The 1,466-nt window shown below is 42.5% G+C and carries 4 protein-coding genes; all 4 read left to right on the forward strand.

What is annotated here, in order from left to right:
- Positions 1–318 (forward strand): 50S ribosomal protein L14 (rplN, locus tag J2Y37_RS15825; protein ID WP_349033418.1); only part of this gene is annotated, 318 nt, incomplete at its 5' end.
- Between the two features lie 9 nt (positions 319–327).
- Positions 328–645 carry a 50S ribosomal protein L24 gene (gene rplX, locus J2Y37_RS15830; RefSeq protein ID WP_004672994.1) on the forward strand — a complete coding sequence of 106 codons (318 nt, stop codon included), beginning with the start codon at positions 328–330 and terminating at the stop codon, positions 643–645.
- 15 nt (positions 646–660) lie between these two features.
- Positions 661–1,197 (forward strand): 50S ribosomal protein L5, encoded by a 537-nt coding sequence (gene rplE / locus J2Y37_RS15835; protein ID WP_004672992.1) that lies wholly within the window; start codon positions 661–663, stop codon positions 1,195–1,197.
- Between the two features lie 9 nt (positions 1,198–1,206).
- Positions 1,207–1,466, forward strand: a 260-nt coding sequence (gene rpsN / locus J2Y37_RS15840) for a 30S ribosomal protein S14 (protein WP_349033419.1), incomplete at its 3' end; no start/stop codon positions are given.

Below are 1,466 nucleotides of genomic sequence, written 5' to 3' on the forward strand. Positions count from 1 at the left end.
CGCGTACAATGTATCAAAGTACTAGGTGGTTCACATCGTCGTTATGCTTCTGTTGGCGACATTATTAAAGTTACTGTAAAAGAAGCAATTCCACGCGCACGTGTTAAAAAAGGTGACGTAATGAATGCTGTAGTTGTTCGTACAAAGTTCGGCATTCGTCGTCCAGATGGATCTGTGATCCGTTTTGATGATAACGCTGCTGTTATTTTGAACAACAATAAAGCTCCGATTGCTACTCGTATCTTCGGACCGGTGACTCGTGAACTTCGTACTGAACAGTTCATGAAAATCATTTCATTGGCTCCTGAAGTTCTATAAGAGGCAATCATGGCTAAGATTAAAAAAGGCGATCAAGTAATTGTGATCGCAGGTAAAGAGAAAGGCAAACAAGGTATCGTTTTGTCTGTTTCTGAAGATCGAGTTAAGGTTGAAGGCCTTAACTTAGTGAAGAAGCATCAGAAGCCAAACCGTGTAACTGGCGCCGAAGGCGGTATTGTTACTCAGGAAGCTTCGCTTCATATTTCAAACGTGGCAGTTTTTAATGCTACAACCCAAAAGGCTGACCGTGTTGGTTACCAAGTGATTGATGGCGCAAAAACGCGTGTATTCAAATCAAATGGTGAATCAGTGGCGACAGCGAAGTAATAGGTTGAAAAGGCAATGGCCAGACTTAAAGCACGTTACAATGACGAACTTAAAGCAAAGTTACTAGAAGAACTTGGCATTAAGAATGTGATGGAAATTCCTCGCATCACAAAAATCACCCTTAACATGGGTGTAGGCGCAGCTGCAACTGATAAGAAATTATTAGATGGTGCTGTTGCTGATATGCAACTCATTGCTGGTCAAAAACCAGTTGTGACGCTTGCTCGTAAATCGATTGCTGGTTTCAAAATCCGTGATGGTTGGCCAATTGGTTGTAAAGTTACTTTACGTGGCGACCAAATGTACGAATTCTTGGATCGTTTGATCTCTATCGCAATCCCTCGTATCCGTGACTTCCGTGGTTTCTCAGCGAAATCATTTGATGGTCGTGGTAACTACTCTATGGGTTTAAAAGAGCAAATCGTTTTCCCTGAAATCGATTTTGACAAAATTGATCGTATCCGTGGTTTAGACATCACGATTACGACCACTGCTCGTAGCGATGACGAAGGCCGTGCGCTTATGCGTGCATTCGGCTTCCCGTTCAAATAAGAGGTCGATATGGCTAAGAAAGGTATGATTAATCGCGAATTGAAACGCGAACAGACAGTTGCTAAATACGCTGCAAAACGTGCTGAATTAAAAGCAACGATTGCAAATGTAAATGCAAGTGAGGAAGAACGTTTCAATGCGATGTTAAAGTTACAGGCATTGCCACGTAATGCATCTCCAGTGCGTCTTCGTAACCGCTGTGGTTTAACTGGTCGTCCTCATGGTTACTTCCGTAAGTTCGGTTTAGGCCGTAACAAATTACGTGAAAC

It is taken from the genome of Acinetobacter sp. 3657 (assembly GCF_031456775.1).
GTDB lineage: Bacteria > Pseudomonadota > Gammaproteobacteria > Pseudomonadales > Moraxellaceae > Acinetobacter.

Coding starts and splice junctions, on each gene's coding strand:
- rplE (WP_004672992.1), top strand. CDS start 661: ATGGCCAGACTTAAAGCACGTTACAATGACGAACTTAAAGCAAAGTTA.
- rplX (WP_004672994.1), top strand. CDS start 328: ATGGCTAAGATTAAAAAAGGCGATCAAGTAATTGTGATCGCAGGTAAA.